22 protein-coding genes are annotated in these 24,511 nt (G+C 44.3%); 13 read left to right on the forward strand and 9 right to left on the reverse strand.

Going from position 1 to position 24,511, the window contains the following annotated elements:
* Window positions 1–161: 161 nt before the first annotated feature.
* Both gerQ and hemQ read right to left on the reverse strand, forming a co-directional pair.
* Window positions 162–725, reverse strand: a complete 564-nt coding sequence (gene gerQ / locus B5X77_RS06125) for a spore coat protein GerQ (RefSeq protein WP_257391742.1) — start codon at window positions 723–725, stop codon at window positions 162–164.
* A 374-nt stretch (window positions 726–1,099) separates the two neighbouring features.
* A complete protein-coding gene (gene hemQ / locus B5X77_RS06135; protein ID WP_079506206.1) occupies window positions 1,100–1,843 on the reverse strand; it encodes a hydrogen peroxide-dependent heme synthase in 744 nt (247 codons plus the stop codon).
* A gap of 254 nt (window positions 1,844–2,097) precedes the next feature.
* Here hemQ and pta point away from each other — a divergent pair, with 254 nt between their 5' ends.
* Both pta and B5X77_RS06145 read left to right on the forward strand, forming a co-directional pair.
* Window positions 2,098–3,075 (forward strand): phosphate acetyltransferase, encoded by a 978-nt coding sequence (gene pta / locus B5X77_RS06140; protein WP_079506208.1) that lies wholly within the window; start codon window positions 2,098–2,100, stop codon window positions 3,073–3,075.
* Window positions 3,076–3,206: 131 nt separating this feature from the next.
* Window positions 3,207–4,052 (forward strand): octanoyl-[GcvH]:protein N-octanoyltransferase, encoded by an 846-nt coding sequence (locus B5X77_RS06145; protein WP_079506210.1) that lies wholly within the window; start codon window positions 3,207–3,209, stop codon window positions 4,050–4,052.
* Between the two features lie 158 nt (window positions 4,053–4,210).
* Here the strand turns inward: B5X77_RS06145 and B5X77_RS06150 are convergent.
* A protein-coding gene (locus B5X77_RS06150; protein WP_139378312.1) for an IS1182 family transposase occupies window positions 4,211–5,559 on the reverse strand; the annotation gives its coding sequence in 2 pieces (ribosomal slippage) (window positions 4,211–4,995 and window positions 4,995–5,559; 1,350 coding nt in all).
* Window positions 5,560–5,772: 213 nt separating this feature from the next.
* Window positions 5,773–6,627 carry an RsfA family transcriptional regulator gene (locus B5X77_RS06155; protein ID WP_079506212.1) on the reverse strand — a complete coding sequence of 285 codons (855 nt, stop codon included), beginning with the start codon at window positions 6,625–6,627 and terminating at the stop codon, window positions 5,773–5,775.
* A gap of 338 nt (window positions 6,628–6,965) precedes the next feature.
* Here B5X77_RS06155 and B5X77_RS06160 point away from each other — a divergent pair, with 338 nt between their 5' ends.
* The 3 genes from B5X77_RS06160 (at window position 6,966) to B5X77_RS06170 (ending at window position 9,313) form a co-directional block, all read left to right on the forward strand.
* A complete protein-coding gene (locus B5X77_RS06160; protein ID WP_079506214.1) occupies window positions 6,966–7,187 on the forward strand; it encodes a YuzB family protein in 222 nt (73 codons plus the stop codon).
* A 278-nt stretch (window positions 7,188–7,465) separates the two neighbouring features.
* Window positions 7,466–8,782 (forward strand): HD domain-containing protein, encoded by a 1,317-nt coding sequence (locus B5X77_RS06165; protein ID WP_079506216.1) that lies wholly within the window; start codon window positions 7,466–7,468, stop codon window positions 8,780–8,782.
* An 18-nt stretch (window positions 8,783–8,800) separates the two neighbouring features.
* Window positions 8,801–9,313: a YwgA family protein gene (locus B5X77_RS06170; protein WP_079506218.1), complete on the forward strand. Its 513-nt coding sequence runs from the start codon at window positions 8,801–8,803 to the stop codon at window positions 9,311–9,313.
* Between the two features lie 413 nt (window positions 9,314–9,726).
* Here the strand turns inward: B5X77_RS06170 and B5X77_RS06175 are convergent, their stop codons facing one another.
* Window positions 9,727–9,939 (reverse strand): 2-hydroxymuconate tautomerase, encoded by a 213-nt coding sequence (locus B5X77_RS06175; RefSeq protein ID WP_257391775.1) that lies wholly within the window; start codon window positions 9,937–9,939, stop codon window positions 9,727–9,729.
* A 171-nt stretch (window positions 9,940–10,110) separates the two neighbouring features.
* On the opposite strand from B5X77_RS06175, the gene B5X77_RS06180 reads away from it, so the two are divergent.
* On the forward strand, window positions 10,111–10,698 hold the full coding sequence (locus tag B5X77_RS06180) for a site-2 protease family protein (protein WP_079507592.1): 588 nt from the start codon (window positions 10,111–10,113) through the stop codon (window positions 10,696–10,698).
* Between the two features lie 14 nt (window positions 10,699–10,712).
* Window positions 10,713–11,225, forward strand: a complete 513-nt coding sequence (locus B5X77_RS06185; RefSeq protein ID WP_079506222.1) for a YwhD family protein — start codon at window positions 10,713–10,715, stop codon at window positions 11,223–11,225.
* A gap of 181 nt (window positions 11,226–11,406) precedes the next feature.
* Here B5X77_RS06185 and B5X77_RS06190 read toward each other — a convergent pair whose 3' ends face one another.
* The gene (locus tag B5X77_RS06190; protein ID WP_079506224.1) at window positions 11,407–13,470 is read right to left on the reverse strand and encodes a transglycosylase domain-containing protein; all 2,064 of its coding nucleotides are present in this window, start codon (window positions 13,468–13,470) and stop codon (window positions 11,407–11,409) included.
* Between the two features lie 268 nt (window positions 13,471–13,738).
* Between B5X77_RS06190 and speE the strand changes: the two genes are divergently transcribed.
* The 3 genes from speE to B5X77_RS06205 all read left to right on the forward strand — a co-directional run bounded on the left by speE (window position 13,739) and on the right by B5X77_RS06205 (window position 16,986).
* Window positions 13,739–14,566 carry a spermidine synthase gene (gene speE, locus B5X77_RS06195; RefSeq protein ID WP_079506226.1) on the forward strand — a complete coding sequence of 276 codons (828 nt, stop codon included), beginning with the start codon at window positions 13,739–13,741 and terminating at the stop codon, window positions 14,564–14,566.
* Window positions 14,567–14,650: 84 nt separating this feature from the next.
* Window positions 14,651–15,523, forward strand: a complete 873-nt coding sequence (gene speB, locus B5X77_RS06200; RefSeq protein WP_079506228.1) for an agmatinase — start codon at window positions 14,651–14,653, stop codon at window positions 15,521–15,523.
* A 143-nt stretch (window positions 15,524–15,666) separates the two neighbouring features.
* Window positions 15,667–16,986 (forward strand): short-chain fatty acid transporter, encoded by a 1,320-nt coding sequence (locus B5X77_RS06205; RefSeq protein ID WP_079506230.1) that lies wholly within the window; start codon window positions 15,667–15,669, stop codon window positions 16,984–16,986.
* A 196-nt stretch (window positions 16,987–17,182) separates the two neighbouring features.
* Here the strand turns inward: B5X77_RS06205 and B5X77_RS06210 are convergent, their stop codons facing one another.
* A complete protein-coding gene (locus B5X77_RS06210) occupies window positions 17,183–17,335 on the reverse strand; it encodes a DUF1540 domain-containing protein (protein ID WP_079506232.1) in 153 nt (50 codons plus the stop codon).
* A 178-nt stretch (window positions 17,336–17,513) separates the two neighbouring features.
* Between B5X77_RS06210 and B5X77_RS06215 the strand changes: the two genes are divergently transcribed.
* Both B5X77_RS06215 and argS read left to right on the forward strand, forming a co-directional pair.
* Complete coding sequence (locus tag B5X77_RS06215) at window positions 17,514–17,957, forward strand: YwiB family protein (protein WP_079506234.1); 444 nt, start codon at window positions 17,514–17,516, stop codon at window positions 17,955–17,957.
* Window positions 17,954–19,624: an arginine--tRNA ligase gene (gene argS / locus B5X77_RS06220; RefSeq protein ID WP_079506236.1), complete on the forward strand. Its 1,671-nt coding sequence runs from the start codon at window positions 17,954–17,956 to the stop codon at window positions 19,622–19,624. Before B5X77_RS06215 ends, argS begins: the two co-directional genes overlap by 4 nt.
* A gap of 160 nt (window positions 19,625–19,784) precedes the next feature.
* Here argS and uvsE read toward each other — a convergent pair whose 3' ends face one another.
* Window positions 19,785–20,741, reverse strand: a complete 957-nt coding sequence (gene uvsE, locus B5X77_RS06225; RefSeq protein WP_079506238.1) for a UV DNA damage repair endonuclease UvsE — start codon at window positions 20,739–20,741, stop codon at window positions 19,785–19,787.
* A gap of 46 nt (window positions 20,742–20,787) precedes the next feature.
* A complete protein-coding gene (gene cls / locus B5X77_RS06230) occupies window positions 20,788–21,987 on the reverse strand; it encodes a cardiolipin synthase (protein WP_079506240.1) in 1,200 nt (399 codons plus the stop codon).
* Window positions 21,988–22,272: 285 nt separating this feature from the next.
* Between cls and B5X77_RS06235 the strand changes: the two genes are divergently transcribed.
* Window positions 22,273–24,384, forward strand: a complete 2,112-nt coding sequence (locus B5X77_RS06235) for a heterodisulfide reductase-related iron-sulfur binding cluster (protein ID WP_079506242.1) — start codon at window positions 22,273–22,275, stop codon at window positions 24,382–24,384.
* Window positions 24,385–24,511: the final 127 nt, after the last annotated feature.

Here is a 24,511-nt window from a genome sequence, read left to right on the forward strand (position 1 = left end):
GAGGCTGATCAAAAATTATTTTTAGTTGAATGTGAACAGGAAGGATCAGTCAGTAAAGACAGGAAAGAAGCTCTCAACATGCCAGCTGACAAAATGTCAAAGTCATAATGAATCCAAAAGAAAAACGGCCGAAGCCGCTTGTGAAATGGTTTTAAATTTAATTAGCGTGGAGGATAAGTTGTCAGTCCAGCTCCGCCGAATGGATAATCGTACTCTATTTCTTCATCAAAAGTAACGTAATCAAGGTAAATCATCGGCAGTAAAATTCGTTTCCCTGTTTGCGGGTCACTTAGTATGAGGTGATCCCTTCCTGCTGCTTCAATGATTCCCTGGAAAACTTTCGCGTTCCATTCGGTGTTGTTTTCAAAAGTTGCATAGACGGTTGCGAGTTTGCCTTTATTAAGCCGAAGAATATTCTCGATATAGGATGCCTCGATTGGAAGCATTCCTGGTATCTGGACGCCTGGCGCACCTGCCCCGGCACCTGTACCAGGCAATGCACCCCCGGATTGGGTAGGGAAGGTTGTTCCTTGTGGGAATCCTGACTGGCCCATCTGTCCCATTTGCCCCATTTGCCCAGTTTGGCCCATCTGCCCCATTTGCCCCATCGGAGACATTTGAGACATCTGTCTTTGAGAATTTGCCTGTTCTTCTGTGCCGCTGAACGGCTGGTACATTTGCGGATAAGTAGTGTAGTTATAGTATGGATTATTGTATTGAGTCATTGTGTAGCCTCCTTGAAATTAATTTTCCTTTCCTTCAAATTCACCTTTTTATGTAAATGGTGAAATTGAGCATTTACAGGATGGGGTACAAGTAAAATCAATCCTCACTATTTCATTCATATGAGGTAAGCTTCATTTTATGACTCAAACATTTTTGGGAGTGTGGAGAAACCTTGTTAGTGACTCGCATTAACGGAACTGCTTTTGGAAGGGGTTCTATAAAGTCTGTTTTAGTGCCGGGATATGGCTGGTATTATGGTTTCCGTGCCTTGCTGCCATTTGGAAGGGGAATTGGCTGTGAAAGAGAAGGAAGTCTCAGCGTTCGTTGTAAGTATAAAAAAAATCCCCAGGCTTCTGCCCTGGGGACTTTCATATTAAACATGCAGGAATGAAGTGATGCGGTCTTCTTCAAGAAGGTTTCCTACGAAGAATGAACCGAATTCGCCGTAGCGTGCGCTCACTTCATCAAAACGCATTTCATAAACAAGTTTCTTGAATTGAAGGACATCGTCTGCGAACAGTGTTACGCCCCACTCGTAGTCGTCAAAGCCTACGGAACCAGTAATGATCTGCTTGACTTTGCCGGCATACTGGCGGCCGATCATGCCGTGGCTGCGCATCATATTGCGGCGGTCTTCCATCGGAAGCATGTACCAGTTGTCTTCACCCTGGCGGCGCTTGTCCATCGGATAGAAGCAAACATACTTCGCCTTTGGAAGTTCAGGGTACAGGCGAGCAAGAATCTGCGGGTTCTGGTAAGGATCTTCACCTGCTGGCAGGTAGTTGCTCAGCTCGACAACAGAAACATAAGAATGAGCAGGAATAGTGTATTCAGCAAGTCTGGACTTGTTGAATTCTGTCTCGATTTCATTCAACTCTTCCATAGTAGGACGCAGGATCATCATCATGAAATCTGCTTTTTGGCCGACGATTGTATACAGGGCATGGCTGCCTTGCTTTTCAGCCTGAGTTTTATTCCACTTTTCCACAAGGCCGAGGAACTCCTGGATGATTTCCTGGCGCTCTTCCGCGGGAAGCATTTTCCAGGTTGTCCAATCTACTGTGCGGAAATCATGAAGGGAATACCAGCCATCCAAAGTCTGTGCTGCTTCAGTCATTTTATATCACTCCTATAAATCATCAATATACCAATATCATATCATAGTTTCTCCATCCGTCATGTTTATAAAACCCTGTTTGTTTATAGTGTGCGGAAAAAGGATATTTTGTTAAAGATTGCAAATAGTAAAAGGGGCAGGAATATATGCTTGAAAATTTTCAATAAAAAGACTTCTGTGGTGTAAACGGTAACATTCTTGAATTTTAAGGTTGGTAAAGTATGCTATAAGTATAGATTAAAGGAGGAGTCAGCATGAGTGATTTATTTGAAGGCTTAAAAGCCAGATTAAGCGGACAAAATTTACGGATCGTGTTTCCGGAAGGCCTCGACGAACGGATTCTTGCTGCAGCGGGAAGACTGGCTGCAGACGGTGTATTAACGCCAATTTTAATAGGGAATATTGAACAAATCCAGGCAAAGGCGAATGACATGGATGTGTCGCTCGATGCAGCAGAAATTTACGATCCTGCCAACTTTGCGATGATGGATGAGCTTGTGGCTGCATTCGTTGAGAGACGAAAAGGAAAGGCAACCGAAGAACAGGCTCGCAAGATTCTTCTTGATGAAAACTACTTCGGAACCATGCTTGTTTATTCGAATAAAGCAGATGGTCTTGTAAGCGGGGCGGCTCATTCGACTGCCGATACAGTAAGACCGGCATTGCAGATCATAAAAACGAAAGAAGGCGTCCGCAAGACTTCAGGTGTCTTCATTATGGTGCGTGAAGATGAAAAGTATGTGTTTGCCGACTGTGCGATCAATATCGCTCCTGACAGCCAGGACCTTGCGGAAATCGCGATTGAAAGTGCGAAAACTGCTAGAATGTTCGATGTCGAGCCACGTGTGGCAATGTTAAGCTTCTCCACTAAGGGTTCAGCTGTATCTCCTGAGACGGAAAGAGTATCAAAGGCAGTTGATGAAGCCAAGCTTCGTGACCCATTATTGATTGTTGATGGAGAGTTCCAATTCGATGCAGCCTTTGTTCCTTCTGTGGCTGAAAAGAAAGCTCCAGATTCAGTCATCATGGGAAATGCGAATGTATTCGTATTCCCGAGCCTTGAAGCAGGAAATATTGGCTATAAAATCGCACAGCGTCTTGGCGGATTTGAAGCAGTAGGACCAATTCTGCAGGGTCTCAACCGCCCTGTCAACGATCTGTCCCGCGGCTGCAGCGAAGAAGATGTGTACAAGCTTGCTTTGATTACTGCAGCTCAGGCACTTACGAAATAAAATGCAATTTATGGCCGGTCGATTTTTCGACCGGCCTTTTTGCTGGATAAAGTCAAAAGCGGTTTTATTTTAGTTTATCCTTATATGCTATAATATCAACGAAAAGCACAGATAGAAAAGAGGAAAACAGGATGGATGAGGCGCTCAATTTATTGCGTCAGGATAAATGGAGATTGATCGACCAGTCGGCGCTCGGCCCGCAGTTTCATGCTCTGCAGTCATTCGGGACGGATGATACTTTGTGTGAATCGGTCGGTAAAGGCCAGTCACCGGCAACCGCGAGGGCATGGGTCCATCATGACACGGTCGTGCTGGGCATCCAGGATACCAGGCTGCCTTATCTTGAAGAGGGACTTAACTATCTCGAGGAGCAGGGCTACCAATATATTGTCCGCAATTCCGGCGGACTTGCCGTCGTTTTGGATGAAGGGGTCCTGAATTTGTCACTCATCCTTCCAGAGAAGGAAAAAGGGATCGACATCAACCGTGGCTATGATGCTATGTGGTTGCTGATCAAGGAAATGTTTGCTGACTTCAATAAAAAAATTGAGGCGAGGGAAATACCTGCTTCCTATTGTCCGGGAAGCTATGATTTGAGTATCGACGGAAAAAAATTCGCCGGTATTTCCCAGCGCCGCCTGAAGAAAGGGGTCGCCGTGCAAATCTATCTTTGCGTAACCGGCAGCGGCAGTCAGAGGGCAGATTTGATCCGTGAATTTTATGACCGCGCCAAAAAAGGAGAAATCACCAAATTCACCTATCCGGAAGTCCAGCCAGAGGTTATGGCCTCACTATCCGAATTATTTGGGGTAGAGCTGACCATTCAGGATGTCATGCTGCGATTTTTAACATTCCTTAATGTCAACAGCAACGAGTTGACATCAGGATATCTGAATGGGGAAGAAATTGAGCTGTTTGATCATTATTATACTCGTGTCATCGAACGGAATGAGAAATTCCTCGAGCCTCAGAGGTAAACCAATATAGATAATGAAAAGCCGGAAATCAATGATTTCCGGCTCAGCTTGTGGAGAAAGGTACTATTTTTTCCTTCCACAAGCTTTTTTTTATTGGGTAACTTTCTTTTTTATGGACATATTCACCTTTTGAGTTAGGAAACGACTGATCGCCACCATTATCCTAGCTTGGCTAGGTGTGTGGCAATCTTTTTTATATTCTGACACGCTGCGGTGAGTAACACCTGCTCACTCGCATTGTGTAAGCCTCGCAACCGGCAATAGCGAAGCCCATGCAGTTCTTTCGAATCTGCGAAGCTTCGCTCGACTTTTTCTTTTCTATATTTATAAAGCATTTTTCCGGAGAGGGAGAGTCTGTTTAGGCGGACCTTTTCCTTGAAGTCCTCCCACACATGACGAGTTATGACCTTTTGTTTATTTTTTGATCTTGTGCACTCCTTCAGGAGTGGGCATTCTGAACATTTTTTAGAGTCGGACTTATATTCACGGTATCCATCTCTTGTTGTGGTGCGGTAAACCAACTCTTGGTCATTAGGACAAGTATAGATGTCTTGTTCTTTGTCATATGTAAACTTCCATTTTGGGAAAAGACCTTTTGTTGGCTGATATCTCCGATGGGCAATTACACCAAAAATACTTCGGTCGTGTAGACCTTTACAAATTGGATTTGTTAAATATCCTGAGTCGAGCGCCACAGCTTCTACTTTAAATCCAAAACGATCAATTTGACGATCCAATCTAGAAAGGTAAGGGACAGAGTCATGGACATTTCCAGGTGTTACATAGGCATCTGTTATGATATTAAACTTCATATCTGTTGTTCGGTGGTCCAGATAACAGAACATTTCCTGCTTATTATCTCTGGACATGAAGCCACAATCAGGATCGGTTGTACTTTTTCGAATTTCCTTGGTCTCTGTCACCTCCTCTCTTTCTTTTAGTGCTTTTTTCCGTGGTTTGTTCTATCTTCATCAACAGCTTTATTGAGTTCTTCTATGTATTCCCTAGTCTCGATTTCGATTTCTTCACGAGTAAATTTGTGTTTATTTGCATTGGCTTTAAGGTGAGTGGAGTCAGTAAATAACACCCTTCCACCCACCATTTTATGATTAATGGCCAGAAGGACAATTTCATCAAAGATCTCTTGAAAGATGTTCGTATCCTTAAAACGTTTTCGTCGATTCCAACTGATTGTCGAATGATCTAGTACTGGATCATTCAGCTTTAAACCCAGGAACCACCTGTAGGCAACATTCATCTGAACTTCCCGTTCTAATTGTCGTTCAGAACGAATGCCATAAAAATAACCAATGAACATCATCTTAAAAAGCATAATAGGGTCCGAAGGGCGACCGTTATTCTCAGAATAAAATGGACGGACTTTTTTCTCGATAAAAGAAAAATCTATGTACTTATCAACCTTTCGTAGAAAGTGGTCCTCAGGGACCAAGTCTTCAATGAAAACAAATTCAGCTTCATTTTGTGAATCTCTTCTAGGTCTGAACATCCAATCCACCATCCTCAGTAGTATTACTAATATTATAACAAATTAACGCGGTGAATTGATGAAGTTATTAATAAAAAATATAGGCTGTCGAGAGTTTCTCGACAGCCTGAGCCGGAAATCAATGATTTCCGGCTTTTTTAAAAAAACATAAGAGGGGGTTGCTGCCAATGTCTCCTTCACCAACTATTATCTATTTATTTAGTAACTAGATTTCTACTCGGCTACTTTTTCGAGATTGCCATTGCGGTCCATCTTGAATTTGGTTGCCGGACGCTCTTCCTCTTCAAATAAAGCTAGCTTTCGGGCACGATTCATGATTTTCATAAGTGTTTCATAATCTTCCTGCATGGTATTCGTATTTTCTTCAAGTCTGTTGATTTTTTCCTGCAGCTCATCGTTCTGTTTCCTTAAACTATGGATTTCACGCTTCAATCTTTCATTCTCGCTCTTATAAATGTCAACCTGCAGCGATGAGCCGTTCAGGCTTTGCAGGTACGCAATTACATGTCCCATTGTCAGGCCTGTTGCCGGTACAGTGTGACGAACAGGTGTCGTCTGGGATACACGTGTCTGCATCGTCTGGACAGGCATTTCGGCCACTTCTGCTGCTGTTTCCGCAGAGTAATCCTTTTCTTTCTCCTTGTTCACTAACTCTTGCATTTCCGCCATGAGAACAGCGTCAATCTGTTTGTCATCCTGCTCAAGAACGGATAGGTCAAAGGTAGGCTGGCTATCTGTCTGTTCAGGTATAGAAAGCGAACCTGTCAAACTTTCATCCAGTGTTGGCACTGGTGGACTGTATAGCAGTTTCTTCTTGCCGCCCTGATCTTTTCCTAGGATTCTCTGTCTCTGTTTCCGCTGCTTCTTGGCAAGCTGCAAAGCTTTTTCATAGTTATGCCTAACAACAGCATTCCAGCGGAATCCGCATGCGGCTGAAGTACGGTCGAGCTTGTCGCCCACCTCTTCAAAAGCATTCAATTGTGTGCTGCCTTCTCTGACATGGCGGAGCACGGTTTCAGCAAGCAATAAATCATTTTCCTCTGTCCAGGCGTCCTGGCGTGTCTTCATTCTTCTTCAACTCCCTTTAACTTTGGTTAACTATTGAAACTTATATTTCAATCATGTCCTCAAATTGGAAACCTTATACATCGTATAATCGAAGGATAGTAGATTTTTCGCGTGAATTAGGTGTTTTTCATATAGATAGATAAGCAAATGGACCTGTTCAACAGCTTGCATTCATGTTCAATAAGAGGTAAAATACGCTTTAGTCTATAAGAAAAGCGCATGCGCCTTGTACAGCCCCTGAAGGTACAAGCCGGCAAACGGGTTTATGCCGGCAGAATCGATTATCAGGCGAGCCAGGCGGCGCAGCTGGACAGTTTTAAAAGAAAGGGTTGTCCTAAATGGCAAACGAATTCCGTGTTTGCGACGATTGTCAGGCCGTAAACCTTAAAACATTGATTCCGAAGCTAAAGCAGCTTGATCCTGAAGCGACAGTTGATATCGGCTGCCAGTCCTATTGCGGACCAGGCAGGAAGAAAACCTTCGCGTTCGTCAACAACCGGCCAGTCGCAGCGCTGTCTGAAGAAGAGCTAATGGAAAAAGTTCAGAAGAAACTGAAGTAATTTTCAGGCTATCATTTATATAATGGCTTCCGGTTAAGCCTCTATAAATCACCTTTAAACAAATGTTTAGAGGTGATTTTTTTTCCAAAGCAAACTGGCAAACTAGTTTATCCAGGCCTGATTATTGGAATGTAGATAGTGGGGAAATGTTTTTAGCCGTTAAAGACGCGATGTGGAAATAGATATGCAATTTTTGTAAAAATTTGCAGAAAATCAAGATGATTTGACGAATGAAACAGGCTATAATAAAAACAAGCTAATCAGGAAGAAGGAGAACGATGGGGTATTCGGAAGAAAAATTACTTGAAGAAAAAGTATTCAAAGATCCAGTACACCGGTATGTCCATGTCCGTGACCGGGTGATCTGGGATTTGATCGGGACAAAGGAGTTCCAGCGCCTGAGAAGGATCAAGCAGCTTGGCACAACGTATCTGACCTTCCACGGAGCAGAGCATAGCCGCTTCAACCATTCGCTGGGAGTCTATGAAATCACACGGCGTATCGTTGATAATGCGTTTGCTTCCCGTCCTGAATGGAATGAGGGGGAGCGCCTGCTTTCATTATGTGCAGCACTGCTTCATGATTTGGGCCATGGACCGTTCTCACATTCATTTGAGAAAGTGTTCGATCTTGACCATGAGGATTTCACAAAGGAGATTATCCTTGGCGATACCGAAGTGAATGAGGTACTTTCAAAAGTCGGGGCTGATTTTCCTAAAAAGGTTGCCGAAGTGATTGAAAAAACGTATGAAAATAAGCTGGTCATCAGCCTGATTTCGAGCCAGATTGATGCTGACCGGATGGATTACCTGCAAAGGGATGCCTATTTTACAGGAGTCAGCTACGGACATTTTGATATGGAACGTATTTTGCGCGTCATGCGCCCGCGAGAAGACCAGGTCGTCATCAAGCAGAGCGGGATGCATGCTGTCGAGGACTACATAATGAGCCGCTACCAGATGTACTGGCAGGTCTATTTCCACCCAGTGACAAGGAGTGCCGAAGTCATCCTGACGAAAATACTGCACCGTGCCAAACACCTTCATAAGCAAAACTACATTTTTAAACATAAACCGCATCACTTTTACTCGATATTTGAGGATCGATTGACGCTAAAAGACTATTTAAAATTGGATGAAGCGGTGTTCCTTTATTATTTTCAGATATGGGAAGAGGAGGAGGACCAAATCCTGAGCGATTTGTGCCGCCGTTTCAACAATCGCAATCTATTTCAATATGTGGAGTTCGATCCGGCAAAGGAATATAAGAAGCTGGCAAAGCTCTCAGTTTTATTTGAACAGGCTGGGATTGACCCTGAATATTACCTGGTAGTCGATTCTTCATCAGACCTTCCGTACGATTTTTACCGTCCTGGCGAGGAGGAAGAACGCCTTCCAATCCATCTGCTCAAGAAAAACGGTGAAATCCGTGAGCTTTCACGAGAATCAGAAATCGTTGATGCCATTTCGGGCAAAAGGCGTACTGACCATAAACTATACTATCCTGCAGATTTCCTGGAAAAAGAAAAAGAGCGCCCTGAAATCGCGCAGATTGCACAAATTCTTGAGCTGAACACAGACAATGGGACCATTTGATATAGGAGTTGACGCGTTTTGTTAAAAGACCACGCAAAAATCATACATGCCATTTCAGTTTCTGGAGAAGTCATCGGCAGGAAAAAGCTTCAGAAAATGATCTATATCGCGAAAAAGATGGAGTTCCCCTTCCAGGAAAGATTCCAGTTCCATTTCTATGGGCCATATTCGGAAGAACTGACATTGCGGGTGGAAGAGCTTTGCAATATGGGATTTCTTGAAGAAGTGAAGGAAAAAAAAGGCGGCTACTATCAATACCGCTATACCCTGACGGAATCAGGGCAGGAATTCCTTGGTGAAAACAGCATTGAAATGCCATGCCTGGGCGACTGCCTGACAGATATCAACGAGCAAAATGCAAGATTCCTTGAACTCGTTTCAACTGTTTTGTATTTTGATAACTTGCCAGAAGCCGAAGTGCGCGAAAAAATTCAGGTCGTTAAAAAGAGCCAGAAATACACGGATGAAGAAATCAGCGAAGCCTACGCTTACATTGCGAGTTTGAAAACAAAATCAAAGCAATTGGTTTAATATTTGGATTATGAATCGAGCATGGAACCCTTTTTGGGTTTTGTGCTCGTTTTTTTTATAAATAGTTAAATATGTACCCGGAGTAGAGAAGGAGAAGGAAAACCGGTCACATAAAAGAAAGATATGTGCCCGGAATAGGGAGGAAGAAGGAAAACCGGTCACATAAAAGGAAAATATGTGCCCGGAATATGGTTGGAGAAGGAAAACCGGTCACATAAAAGGAAAATATGTGCCCGGAATAGGGAAGGAGAACGAAAGCCGGTCACATAAAAGAAAGATATGTGCCCGGAGTAGGGAAGGAGAAGAAAAACCGGTCACATAAAAGGGAAATATGTGCCCGGAATAGTGATGAATAGGAAAAATCGGTCACATAAAAGAAAAAAGCCCAGATTCATCTGGGCTTTTAATCCATTCTACTCGTCACTCAAACGCTTGCCTGCTACGGCGTAGTGGTTCTTTGGCATTTCTTCGATGAAGACGACGACTTTTTCTTTTGGCGCGCCTGTTGTTTCACTTACGGCGTCGGTTACTTTTTCGACGAGTGCTTTCTTCTGATCTTCGCTGCGGCCTTCAAGCATTTTCACTGTTACGTATGGCATTTGTTTTGCCTCCTTGAAATGGTTGATAGTATCTAAGTTGAGTTTTTCATAATTCGTTAAAATTCGCAAGTCCTGTGAAGATTCACTTTTTCACTTTCATGGAGGAATGAGTTATACTTTAGAGAAAAGACAAAAGGGGATTGGGTTGTGTTTTTCTACTATTCACTGGAAGAAATTCCTTATGTGGTTGTTGCGCTGATGATTGCGTTTGCCGTGCATGAGTTTGCGCACGCATGGGTTGCGTATAAGTTTGGGGACCCTACTGCCCAGAGACAGGGGCGGCTGACGCTGAATCCGATTCAGCATCTTGACCCGCTTGGGACGATCTTGATTTTTATCGCTGGTTTTGGCTGGGCAAGACCGGTGCCGGTCAACCGTTTTATGTTCAAAAATCCAAGGCTTGCCGGTGTGCTCGTATCGGTTGCAGGGCCAGTCAGCAACTTCATCCTTGTTTTTCTGGCAATCGCAATCTGGTACCTATTTGTCACGCTTGGTTTGGCCCAGGGAGTTCCGGAATTCTTCCTGAATTTCCTCAATATTTTTATCGGACTGAATGCGATGCTGTTCGTCTTTAATCTGTTGCCGTTTCCTCCTCTGGATGGTTATCGAATCATCGAGGACCTGGCGCCAGCTGGCATCAGGGCAAAAATGACACAGTACGAAGCTTACGGCTCGATCATTTTCTTGATCCTGGTGATCACGCCCCTTGACCAATATACAATCCAGCCGATTTTTCAATACTTGATTCCGGCTGTGACCGATGGAATATACAATTTGTTTTTCTAGGAGGTTCATTTTACATGGAAGAAAAAAAGGGCAAGAATATTGGATTCAATATCATTAAAAATGACCCGATGGATGGCCATAAAGGTTTTGGAAAAGGCGTCCTGACACTTGATAACGTATCACCGGTCATCATTGACGTGGATGCAGGCGAGGCAGCTGTTGAAGTAGGCGCGATGCACGCGCGCAGTGCTGTAGAGAAAGGAATCAAGTTCCTGCCTGACCGCAATGAAGTACCTGATGCAAAGCCATACTGGGTTGTATGGGTGACGATTGACAGGAAGGAAGAGGGCCCATATTATGCTGGTGTTACAGCCTGTGAAATGACCGTCAACCGTGAAATCCGCCGCGGCTATAAGTCGCTTCCGGAACATGTGAACCGTCTCGACAAGTCGATCAAGCGCCATATCATCGTCGACCATATGGATGACAAATCAAAAAAGATCCTGGCAGACTTCCTAAAGAATCACGATCCTGGAATGTGGGAGCGTTCTGAGGAGAAGCTGAAGACAGATTTATCAGCAGAGTAGTGACTGGATAAATCTCCTAAAGTTATGTCTATTTTGTGACATTTGATTGCGAGTGACAATATCTGGCTTGCTCAATTTCAATAAAAAAAGTAAACTTATAACAGCGTAAAACACATTTTATGCTAGGACGAGAAAAACCCGGAGGCTTGCTTCCGGGGTTTTTCTTTTCATAGGGTAGGGTCTATGACCCGAACCATCGCTTATACCAAGGCTTCTTATCTTGCTTTTTCTCTTTTTTCTCTTCTTTGTGCTCCTCGTGTTCGAGGTGGTCGGAGCAGTATTCAACAGGCTCTGTCCCTGCGGCGAACAATGTCAGTCTTTTTACGGGGCAGCCATCAGATGCAAGCTTACCATTTGCAGGATCGACATATACAGCGACCGTTCCCTTGGCTGCCTTGAATTTTTTCGCAGGCTCATTATCCAGTGCTTTCTCCATAAAGTCCATCCAGATATTCTTCGCATACGATTTTTCCACTGTCAGCTCAATTGGTTTCCCTTTATCATAGCCTGTCCAAACTGCCGAAACGAGCTGCGGGGTGTAACCGATCATCCAGCTGTCCGTTTCTGTTGTCCCTGACTTTGCTGCGTAAGGCCGGGTCATTTTCTTAATTAGCGTGCTTCCTGTTACGGACGAATAGCCATTCAATTTTTTATCAAAAATTCCTGTCAGCATATGGGTCATCACCGAAGCGAGTTCTGGCTTCAATACTTCTTTCTTTTCACCTTCATATTCGTAAATGACCTCGCCCTTATGGTTTTCGACCCTCTTGATCAGCACCGGCTCCACCTTTTTTCCGCCATTCGCTAAAATACTGTAGGCGTTGGCCATTTCGATGATCCTGACTCCCGATGTCCCTAGAGCCAGCGATGGGACTTTGTCCATATCTGTGTTGATTCCAAAGCGCCTGGCAGTATCGATCAGCGTATCCTCACCAAGGAACAGGTGGGTTTTCACAGCATAGACGTTATCCGACAACGCTAATGCCTGTGCCATTGTGATGTCCTCTTCGGCGTACTTATTGTTGAAATTATGCGGCGTATATTCTGCGCGTCCATCATCAAACCGAAATGTGGTCAGCTGGCTCTTCATCGTCGTCGATGGCGTAAAACCATTTTCGAGAGCCGCGTAATACAGGATCGGCTTCATGGTTGAGCCTGGCTGCCGGACTGCCTGCACGGCGCGGTTAAATGGACTCTCCTCATAATTCCTGCCGCCGACCAGCGCCTTGACATAGCCGTTCTTCGGATTCATTGCAACTATGCCAGCCTGAATCTCCGAATCGCTTGCAATCATTTTACTAATCGATTTCTCGGCCACTTCCTGCTGGTCAAGGTCGAGTGTGGTATAAACCCTTAAACCGCCTAGTGAAATCGTCCGGTCATCAAAATCCAGGGAATTCCTGAGTGCATTTTGAACAGCATCCTGGAAGTAGGGTGCAGTGCCAATGCGGTTATGCTGGTGCTCGCCGACAAGCTTGAGCTTTTCAAGACTTGCTTTTTGCGCGGCAAGTTCTGTGATATACCCATTGGATTTCATAGTTTTTAAAATGGTTCGCTGGCGCTGCTTTGCTTTTTCCAGCGAAGAAAAAGGCGAATAGATGCTTGGCCCTTTCGGAATCCCTGCAAGCATGGAAGCTTCCGCCAGGGATAAATCCTTTGCATCCTTGCCAAAATAATAACGGCTTGCTGCCTGGACGCCATACGCGCCATGACCGTAATAAATCGTATTCAGATAGCCTTCGAGGATATCGTCCTTGGAATAATTCATTTCCAGGCGGAGGGTATAAAGCGCCTCGGTTACCTTTCGTGACCATGTCTTATCATGCTCAAGATAAAGATTACGGGCATATTGCTGGGTTATCGTGCTTGCGCCCTGAACCTTAGACATTGCCTTTACGTCAGCAAGTGCAGCACCGGCAATACGCTTATAGTCGAACCCGTTATGGGTAAAAAAGGTTTTATCCTCAATGGAAACAGTGGCGTTGATCAAATGGGGCGAAACGTCCTTAAGTGGTACCCAATAACGCTTCTGTCCCGAATGGCTTTCGCCGATCACCGTCCCATCATCTGAAAAAAACAGCGTGGATTGCGGTACGGCAAGAGGCGGCGGACCCTGGAGCTTCGCATAGCCAATCAAGGAAAAGTAGACGAGCGTCACCAAAGCAAGGCCGGCAAGCCCGAAAAAGATCAAAGCACGCAAATATTTCATTGTCTTGCGAAACCGCTGGTCGGTCATCAGCTCCATACTGCTTCCCCCTAAAAATGATAGATAGTATCAGTATGAAAAAAAACAGGTGATTTTAAACATAGAATAAAAGTTATTTAAATTTTACTTGCATTTTTGCTAGATTCAACTATACTTTTTCTGATGTTTGTATTCGTGATGTTGGGGAAGTATAACAAATAAATGTAAGCGCAATGCTTGGTTCATATAAAATTTGGTCAGTGGCTCCCACCATGAAAAATTAGCCGCAACATGACGGAAAATTTTTTTGCCGAAAGGAAGGATATTAATGGGTCTTTGGTTTACAGAAAAGCAGACAGAAAACTTTGGTATTACAATGAAAGTGAACAAGACGTTACATACAGAACAAACAGAATTCCAGAAGCTTGATATGGTCGAAACAGAAGAGTGGGGCAATATGCTTCTCCTTGACGACATGGTCATGACATCTGTAAAAGATGAGTTCGTTTACCACGAGATGGTTGCGCATATTCCATTGTTCACACACCCGAATCCTGAGCAGGTGCTGGTAGTTGGAGGCGGCGATGGCGGTGTAATCCGTGAAGTCCTCAAGCACCCAAGCGTTAAAAAGGCGACTCTTGTTGATATCGATGGAAAGGTCATCGAGTACTCTAAGAAATACCTGCCGGAAATCGCAGGAAAGCTGGACGATCCGCGTGTTGATGTCCAGGTTGGCGACGGCTTCATGCACATCGCGGAAAGTGAAAATCAGTATGATGTCATCATGGTTGACTCAACAGAACCAGTAGGACCTGCAGTGAATCTGTTCACAAAAGGTTTTTACGCTGGAATTTCCAAGGCGTTGAAGGAAGATGGAATTTTCGTTGCCCAGTCTGACAACCCATGGTTCAAGGCTGACCTAATCCGCAATGTCCAGAAGGATGTTAAGGAGATCTTCCCAATCACACGCCTTTATATTGCGAATATCCCAACATACCCAAGCGGAATGTGGGCGTTCACACTTGGTTCAAAGAAGCATGATCCGCTTGAAGTGAGCGAGGATCGCTTCCACGATATCGAAACAAAGTACTACACGAAAGAACTTCACAAAGCAGCTTTCGTTTTGCCTAAGTTCGTTGGAGATCTTGTAAAGTAATCTGGATTCAGCACAATATTTTGCGGCTTCCCGGTAATCCGGGGGCCATTTTCATGTGAAAAATAGATGAAAGAGGTGCTTGGAATGCGTTTTGATGAAGCCTACTCTGGCAATGTTTTTATCGGCAGCCATTCAAACTATAATGAAAGCAAGGCGGTCCTTTACGGAATGCCGATGGATTGGACTGTCAGCTACCGTCCTGGTTCACGCTTTGGCCCGACCCGTATCCGTGAGGTATCGATCGGCCTTGAAGAATACAGCCCATATCTTGACCGCGAAATGGCAGACCTTAACTATTTCGATGCAGGAGACATCCCGCTTCCTTTCGGGAATGCTCAGAAGAGTCTTGATTTGATTGAGGAGTACGTGGATAAGCTTTTAGCTGAAGATAAATTCCCGCTTGGAATGGGCGGAGAGCATCTTGTTTCATGGCCGGTCATGAAGGCATTTGCGAAAAAGTATGAAGACCTTGCCATCATCCACTTTGATGCGCATACAGATTTGCGCGAACACTATGAAGGCGAGCCATTGTCCCACTCAACGCCAATTCGCAAGATTGCCGAGCATATTGGACCAAAGAATGTTTATTCATTCGGCATCCGTTCCGGCATGAAGGAAGAATTCGAATGGGCAAAGGAAGTGGGCATGCATATTTCCAAGTTCGAGGTTTTTGAGCCCCTGAAGGAAGTTTTGCCTTCGCTTGCCGGACGTCCGGTTTATGTGACGATTGATATTGATGTTCTTGACCCGGCGCATGCCCCAGGAACAGGAACAGTCGACGCTGGCGGAATCACTTCCAAGGAATTATTAGCATCCATCCATGCCATTGCCAACTCTGGTGTCAATGTAGTAGGGGCCGACTTGGTTGAAGTAGCTCCAATCTACGATACATCAGAAATGACTGCAAACACAGCAAGCAAAATCATCCGTGAGATGATGCTGGGATTTGTGAAGTAATCATATGATTAATGCTCCCTTTTTGGGAGCCTTTTTTTATGAATTTTTATAAACCTGATACTAATATTTAATATTAGGAAGGAATATTCTGAATTGTATAGAAGTTAGTTATAAGAGTAACTACTAAAAAGGAGGTAAAAAGGATGAAAATGTTGGTTTCTTTTTTTAACCGCCTTATGCAGCGGTATTTGCCTGATCCGTTTCTTTTTGTCATTATCTTAACTTTTGTTGTATTTGGATTGGGCCTTATCTTTACTGACAACGGACCGTATCAAATGGTCCAGCATTGGGGAAATGGATTCTGGGGGCTATTGGTTTTCACCATGCAAATGGTTCTTGTTCTGGTGACGGGACACGTTCTTGCAAGCAGCCCGGTTTTTAAAAAGGGACTAGGCTCCCTTGCCTCCCTTGCCAAGTCACCTGGCCAGGCAATTATTTTTGTGACACTTGTTTCAATGATCGCAAGCTTAATCAACTGGGGTTTCGGCCTGGTAATTGGGGCACTGTTCGCCAAGGAATTAGCGAAAAAAGTGGAAAACGTCGATTATAGACTCCTGATTGCAAGCGCTTACTCCGGTTTTGTTGTCTGGCATGGCGGAATTTCCGGTTCAATACCGCTTACAATCGCCACAGAAGGTCATTTTACTGAAAAGATGATTGGAGTTATCCCGACTGACCAGACTATTTTTTCAAGCTTTAACCTGTTTATCGTGATTGCACTTCTGCTTATTTTGCCTATCGTTACAAGGATGATGATGCCATCCAGGGAAGAAACCATCGTGGTCGACCCGCTGCTATTGGAAAATGATGTTCAGGCAGCCGCAATTGAGCAGGGAGTGATGACTCCGGCAGAAAAGCTTGAAAACAGCCGGGTTGCTTCATTATTGATCGGACTATTTGGACTGGTATTCTTATTCTATTATTTTGCTAATAATGGATTCAAACTGAATCTTGATATCGTTAACTTCCTGTTTTTATTCCTGGGTATACTCTTCCATGGCACTCCTAAGCAATTTCTTGATGCTGTGTTGAATGCGGTAAAAGGTGCAAGCGGGATTATCATCCAATTTCCTTTTTACGCGGGGATCATGGGGATGATGACTACATCGGGACTTGCAGCAGTTATCTCCGAAGGCTTCGTTTCGATTTCGAATGAATTCACTTTCCCATTATTCACCTTTTGGAGCGCTGGATTAATTAATATTTTTGTTCCTTCGGGTGGAGGACAGTGGGCCGTACAGGCGCCGATCATGCTGGAAGCTGCTCAAACCATGGGTGTCTCTATACCTAAGACAGCAATGGCCGTTGCCTGGGGTGATGCATGGACCAACATGATTCAGCCGTTCTGGGCTTTGCCTGCACTGGCAATTGCCGGCCTGAAGGCGAAGGATATCATGGGTTATTGTGTCATCACACTGATCGTGAGTGGAATTATCATTTCGACAGGAATGCTGTTTTTCTAATGGGAGAGTGCTTCTCCTTTTTTCTGGAAAAAATCGTGCGTTTTTTCCAGTTCGCGGAATTATCTTAGAAATTCGCGGAATAAAGATGGTTTTTCGCGGAATCCGATTCTGTTTTCGCGGAATAGAGTAGAAATTTCGCGGAATAACCCGCCATGCAAAAACCGGCTGGCACATCGCCAGCCGGTTTTTTACTTTTTTATACCTTTTCAAACGTATCACAAATCGTTTCTCTTTCATTTACAGCCTGATGGCCTCTATCGGCAACGACCATGATAGAGTCAGCCACACATTGATCGCCTTCTGCCCAGTATTTACAATTTTCTACTTCGCATTTTACTTCGATTCTCATGTGAGCACCTCCTTAATCGGTCTTGATAATCAATACCCGTTTCCCGGGCCCTTTAATCCAGAATTCAATTCCTTATTTTAGGAGAAAGGTTCTCATTTCCCCTGCTAACCTTGCACTTTCAAAGGAGAATATTTATACTTATAAAGTTATAATAGAGTTTGAAAAGGAGGTGTTATCGGTGTCAACTGGACCCGCTGAACAGACTCCTGTAAAGGTGACGGTAAAGACGGCTATTTATAGTGGCAAAGAGAAGGATACTTTTGAATTGACCACTTTTGGCCGATACTATAAAAAGGCGAACAGCTCGTACCTCCAGTATGATGAAGTGATGGAGGAAGGGGACGTTCATACGACGGTGAAAATATCAGGGGATGAGGTGCTGATCCTTCGCAGCGGTGCGATCAAGATGAGGCTTCATTTTCTGCTGAATAAAAAAACTCCAGGCAATTACAAGACGCCATACGGGCTCCTTGAGACATCTGCGCTCACAAAGCGTCTTGATCTGAATTTTAACGAGGAAAAGCAGGAGGGCCATGTGGATTTGCTTTATGAAATGGCGATTCAGGGCTCGAGTGCAGGTACATACCATTTGACGATCAATTACAAGGAGGAAGGCAAATGAATATAGTTGAACAGGTCCAATTGAAACTGAAGGAAGAAATCAAGCAGGCGATCATCAAAGGAAATCTGGCAGAAGAAGCGCAGATTCCGGCTGTAATCCTTGAAACTCCCAAGGAAAAAGCACATGGAGACTACTCAACGAATATGGCGATGCAGCTAGCTCGAGTGGCGAAGAAGGCTCCGCGCCAGATTGCTGAACAGCTGATCGAGAACTTTGATAAAAGCAAGGCATCCATCGAGAAAATTGAAATTGCCGGACCGGGCTTTATCAATTTTTACATGGATAACAGTTATTTGACTGATTTGATTCCGGCAATCCTTGAAGCTGGTGATAACTATGGGGAATCCCAGGTAGGCAACGGACAGAAAATTCAGGTTGAGTTCGTTTCAGCAAACCCAACCGGCGACCTTCACCTCGGCCATGCGCGCGGTGCGGCTGTCGGCGATTCATTGTGCAATGTGCTCGCCAAGGCTGGCTATGATGTATCACGTGAATATTACATCAATGACGCCGGCAATCAGATCAACAACCTGGCACTTTCTGTTGAGGCTCGCTACTTCCAGGCTCTCGGCATGGAAAAAGAAATGCCGCAGGATGGTTACCATGGTGAGGATATTATCGGAATCGGAAAGAAGCTTGCCGAGGAATTCGGCGACAAGTATGTGAAGATGGCGGATCAGGAACGTTTTGATGCCTTCCGCGATTACGGCCTGAAATATGAAATGGAGAAGCTGAAGCAGGACCTTGAGAATTTTCGCGTGAAATTCGATGTATGGTATTCTGAAACTTCACTTTACGAAAACGGGAAAATTGATATAGCTTTGGAGGCTCTTCGTCAAAATGGACACATCTACGAAGAGGACGGTGCAACATGGTTCCGTTCTTCAGAGCTTGGTGATGACAAGGACCGCGTGCTGATCAAGCAGGATGGCTCTTACACCTATCTGCTGCCGGATATTGCTTACCATAAGGACAAGCTTGAGCGCGGCTTTGAGAAACTGATCAACATCTGGGGAGCGGACCACCACGGTTACATCCCGAGGATGAAAGCGGCGATCCAGGCACTTGGCTACGACCGTGACGCGCTTGAAGTCGAAATCATCCAGCTCGTCCACCTTTACAAAAATGGCGAGAAGATGAAGATGAGCAAGCGTACAGGGAAAGCTGTTACGATGCGCGACCTGATTGAAGAAGTTGGTTTGGATGCAGTACGTTACTTCTTCGCGATGAGAAGCGCGGACACTCATATGGACTTTGACCTTGACCTTGCTGTATCACAGTCCAATGAAAATCCGGTGTTCTATGCCCAATACGCACATGCCCGTATCAACAGTATCCTGCGGTCAGCTGAGGAACAGGGCTTCGCAGTCAGCAAAGAGGCAGACTTTAAATTGATCGGGGCGGAAAAGGAAATCGACCTTCTGAAAAAGCTGGGAGAATTCCCTCTCGCAGTTGCCGAAGCAGCCGAGAAGCGCATGCCGCACCGAATCTCAAACTATATCTTTGAACTTGCATCCGTATTCCACAGCTTTTACAATGCAGAAAAAGTGCTGGATATGGACAACAAGGAAAGAACCCAGGCCCGCCTTTCTTTAATCAAGACAGCGCAGATTACCTTGAAGAATGCACTTGCTTTGATTGGTGTATCTGCTCCGGAAAAGATGTAATTTATGAGACCCAGCCAAGTTTTGGCTGGGTTTCTTAGTGGAAGTCGTTTTAGATATGGGATTTACTAATTTAGCCCTTAAAAAAATTCCGGTTAGGAACTTGCGGACAAGTAATTATATTGAAAAGGCTGCTGGATCGATCTCCAGCAGCCTATCTTTGTTATTTCCATTCCAACACAGCTCCGCCAATCCGCTTGACTCCGCGGATTTTAGCCAAATCCTCAACAAGCTTCAGTGCTGCTTTGTCTTTCTCTTTCGCTTCGATCATGAAATCGACATCCTGGCCGATGCTTCGCAGGATATCAATCAGGGGAAGGATGAATTCTGGGTCAACATAGTCTGCATGTGACCGGTAAGCTTTTTCTGATTTTGGCGAAGAGATATGGATTTTCGGCTTCATTCCGATTGATTCCCAGGTGGCGAAGCCGTCTGGAAGCAGTTTTTCCAGAGGCTCTTCACAAAGGTTTGCCATGTGATGATGATAATCGAACATGAAGGGTACATCCTCTTTTATACATGTGCTAAGAGTTTCTTTGGAATTATAGGTTTTATCATCATTTTCCAATGTGGTGATTTTCTTGATATGGGCGGGCAGCTTTGCGAAGTTTTCATGGAAACGTAAAATCGTCTCTTCTTTGTTTCCGTACGCTCCGCCGATATGGATGTTGATCAGCGCGTTGTTTTCCAGTCCCATTGCTGCGAGCATTCCATAGTGATATTCCATATCGATGATGGCATTGGCCGTTACTTCCTCCCTGGGGGAAGTAAACAAGGTATATTGGTTAGGGTGAAAGCTCGTACGCAAACCATGTTTTTTCACCAGCGCCCCGATTTCCAGCCATTTTTCACGGAAGGGTGTGACATAATCCCATTTGACCTCCGGGTGGGTGGCAAGCGGCGCGATCGAGCTGGAAAACCGGTATAAAGGAATATCATGAGCGATATTGTAGTGAATCATTCTTTCAGTGTTAATGAGGTTTTGATAGGTTACAGAAAGCAATTTATCATGACGTTCATTTTTTTGCAGCTGCCCGTAGCGAGCGAAAGTAAGTGCCTTGGAGGGAGATGCATCCCACAGGCTGATGGCGGTGGAAACATATCCAAGCCTAATGATCATATAGAACCTCCTTCACCCGGAGGAGGTTGAGCTGACTCCGGTTAAGTTAAAGGAAAAAAGAAATCGTCCTTGCCGCAGTTTCTTTAAAGGAACTAAACCAATTTACGCGGCTAAAATCAGACAGTGAAGCTTTATGCGAATTTAACATATCTTCTGTAAGGATATGCTTGACCTCTTTTATGAAAGAAGGGTCATATATTAAGCAATTCAATTCATAGTTCAAAAACATGCTTCTTTTATCAAAATTAGCTGTGCCAATATCACAGATATTGTCATCGATCGTCATTACCTTAGCGTGGTAAAACCCTTTCATATATTGATATACATCAGCTCCATCCTTGAGAAGCGGCCGTAAATATCTGTACGAAGCTTCTTTAACCAGTATGTGATCTGATTTATATGGCACAAGAATTGTAACTGAAACACCGCGGCGGATTGCAGCCTGTAAATGGTCAAAAACCTTTTTGCTCGGGATGAAATAGGGCGTTCCGATGATAAGTGATTGCTTTGCCTCACTTATTAGAGTGGCAATTAAGTCTTCCAGCGCCTCGCCCTCGGTTGGGACGAATTGCTGGCGGATTGTCCCCTTTGAAAGCTCTGGGAAATATGCCTTGTTTTGCAGGAGATTCACCTTATTTGCACAATGCCAGTCACGCAGAAATTCCTCCTGCAAGTCAACGGCTCCTTCACCAGTTAATTTCAAATGATAATCCCGCCATGGCGAAAGCTTTGGATTTTTGTCATTGTATTCATCGCCAATATTAAAACCGCCTAGATAACCGATATGTCCATCAATGACAGTGATCTTGCGATGGTTCCGGACCTGGGATGAATAAAAAAGGAAAGGGAACTTGGGTTTATGGGTATAAGCAAACTTAACCCCGGCATCCTTCAGGGACTGGATTGTCTTACGTTTTAAACTGCTTCCTACCCAATCCACCAGCAGCCTTACCTCGACACCTTCCCGGGCTTTTTCCTTTAATAGTGATACAAACTCGTGGCTAATTTTATCATCCTTGATAATGTAAAATAAAATATGGATATGCTGGCGGGCTTTTTTGATTTCAGAAAACAAATCATCAAATAATTCTGGGCCTTTTGCAAAAATTTGCATGTCGCTATATCTGTCGGGAAAGACAATTTTTTTTGCTTTTGCAAGATGCTGTTTCCTGCCAAGCAGGAAGTCAATGATTACCCAAAGGACAATCACGGCTATTATCAAAAATATCATCCAACCAATTTCCATAGCATTTCGGCTCCCTTAAAAAATAATAAGAAATTCTAGTAACGCTCAGCTCCATGCCTGCTGACATGGTCAAGGCTTTCGCATTTCATATTATTTTTGCCTAAAATGCTTCATATATGTTAAGTTCCTTTAAAAGGAGAAGTGTAAACAATTTTCAGAAATGAATGGAAATAAGTTGACTGAATGCTCATTCATTATATAATGGAGTTAAAGGTATATTCAGAAAATTGGTTTGGTTAAAAATTTTCGTCCAAAAAACAGCATCGAAAGGGGTAAAGGATTTTTATGAACGGATTGCTTTGGATCAATCTTATTGCGTTTCTTCTTGTAACCGCTTACGCAATCAGCCTGTTCGTTTACGTAGTCAAGACGAGAATTGAATACATCAAACTCGGCAAGAAGTCGGAGTTTGATGATGATGTCAAGGATCGTTTGCGCAGGATTTGGGTCCATGTTTTTGGCCAGAAGAGGCTTTTGAAGGACAAGAAGAGTGGAATTATTCACGTTATGTTTTTCTATGGATTCATTCTTGTACAATTTGGGGCTATTGATTTTATCTGGAAGGGAATCAAGCCTGGTTCGCATTTGCCGCTCGGACCTTTATATCCAGGTTTCACATTCTTCCAGGAAATCGTCACTTTAATGATTCTGGTTGCGGTAGTCTGGGCTTTTTACCGCCGTTATGTTGAAAAACTTGTCCGCTTGAAGCGCGGTTTCAAAAATGGTCTTGTGCTTCTGTTCATTGGCGGATTGATGCTTTCTGTATTGCTTGGAAACGGAATGGGCATGATCTGGCATGGCCATGAGGGAACCTGGACAGAACCGGTCGCGTCGCTGATCGCTGCTGCATTCAGCGGCATTCCTCAGGCAGCCGCCATCACGATTTTCTATATCGCATGGTGGATTCACTTACTGTTCCTGCTTGCGTTCCTTGTGTATGTCCCGCAATCCAAGCACGCACACTTGATTGCCGGGCCAGCCAATGTCTATTTGACAAGAGTGGACTCTCCGGGAAAAATTACAAAAATTGATTTTGAAGATGAAACACAGGAAACATTCGGTGCAGGAAAGATCACCGATTTCAGCCATGAGCAGATGATCGATTTCTATGCTTGCGTTGAATGCGGCCGTTGTACGAATATGTGTCCGGCAACTGGAACTGGGAAAATGCTTTCTCCTATGGATCTGATCGTCAAACTCCGTGATCATTTGACGCTTCACGGCGCGGCAGTCACTTCCAAACAGCCATGGGTCCCAACTTTTGCTTTTTCAAACACAAAGGGCAACCAGATTGCATTGGCAGCTGCAGGACAGGGCGTCAATGAATCAGCGGCAGCACTTGCATACAGCCCAAGTATGATTGGCGACGTCATCACAGAAGAGGAAATCTGGGCATGTACAACTTGCCGTAACTGTGAAGACCAGTGTCCGGTCATGAACGAGCATGTTGACAAAATCATCGACCTTCGCCGTTACCTTGTATTGACGGAAGGAAAGATGGACGCTGACGCACAGCGCGCTATGACAAATATTGAGCGCCAGGGCAACCCATGGGGCTTGAACCGTAAAGAAAAAGAAAACTGGCGCGAACTTCGCGATGATGTTGTCATTCCTACGGTAAAAGAAATGAAAAAGGCAGACGAAGAGTTCGAATATTTATTCTGGGTAGGCGCAATGGGTTCTTTTGATAACCGCAGCCAAAAAATCGCTCTTTCATTCGCTAAGCTTTTGAATGAAGCGGGTGTCAAGTTCGCCATCCTTGGAAACAAGGAAAAGAACTCGGGCGATACACCACGCCGCCTGGGCAATGAATTCCTTTTCCAGGAGCTTGCGACAAAGAATATTGAAGAATTCGAGAAAAATGAAGTGAAGAAGATCGTGACAATCGATCCTCACGCATACAATATCTTTAAGAACGAATATCCTGATTTCGGCCTTGAAGCAGAGGTATATCACCACACTGAGCTTCTTGCCCAGCTGGTCAAGGAAGGAAGGCTTGTTCCAAAGCATGCGGTGAACGAAACAATCACTTTCCACGATTCCTGCTACCTTGGACGCTATAACGAGGTGTATGACGCACCGCGTGATATCCTCAAGGCAATTCCAGGTGTCGATCTCAAGGAAATGGAACGCAACCGCGATACGGCAATGTGCTGCGGAGCTGGAGGCGGCTTAATGTGGATGGAAGAAGAAACGGGCCACAGAATCAATGTTTCCCGTACAGAACAAGCATTGGCGGTAAATCCGTCAGTCATCAGTTCAGGATGCCCTTACTGCCTGACGATGCTTTCAGATGGCACAAAGGCGAAGGAAGTAGAAGAAAGCGTTGATACTCTTGACGTCGCAGAACTTCTTGAAAAATCCGTTTTCGGTGACCTCAAACCATTAGTTTCTTAAAAATGAATACGTAAAACCTGAATAGTAGAAGTTGACTCACATTAAAAATTCGACATATGGCAGAATTTTTAGCAAAGTGTTTCAATTTCTACTATTTTTAAAGTAAAATGAATAATATGATAAAGCG

Origin of the sequence: Mesobacillus jeotgali, assembly GCF_900166585.1 — a bacterium.
Classification (GTDB): Bacteria; Bacillota; Bacilli; order Bacillales; family Cytobacillaceae; genus Mesobacillus; species Mesobacillus jeotgali_A.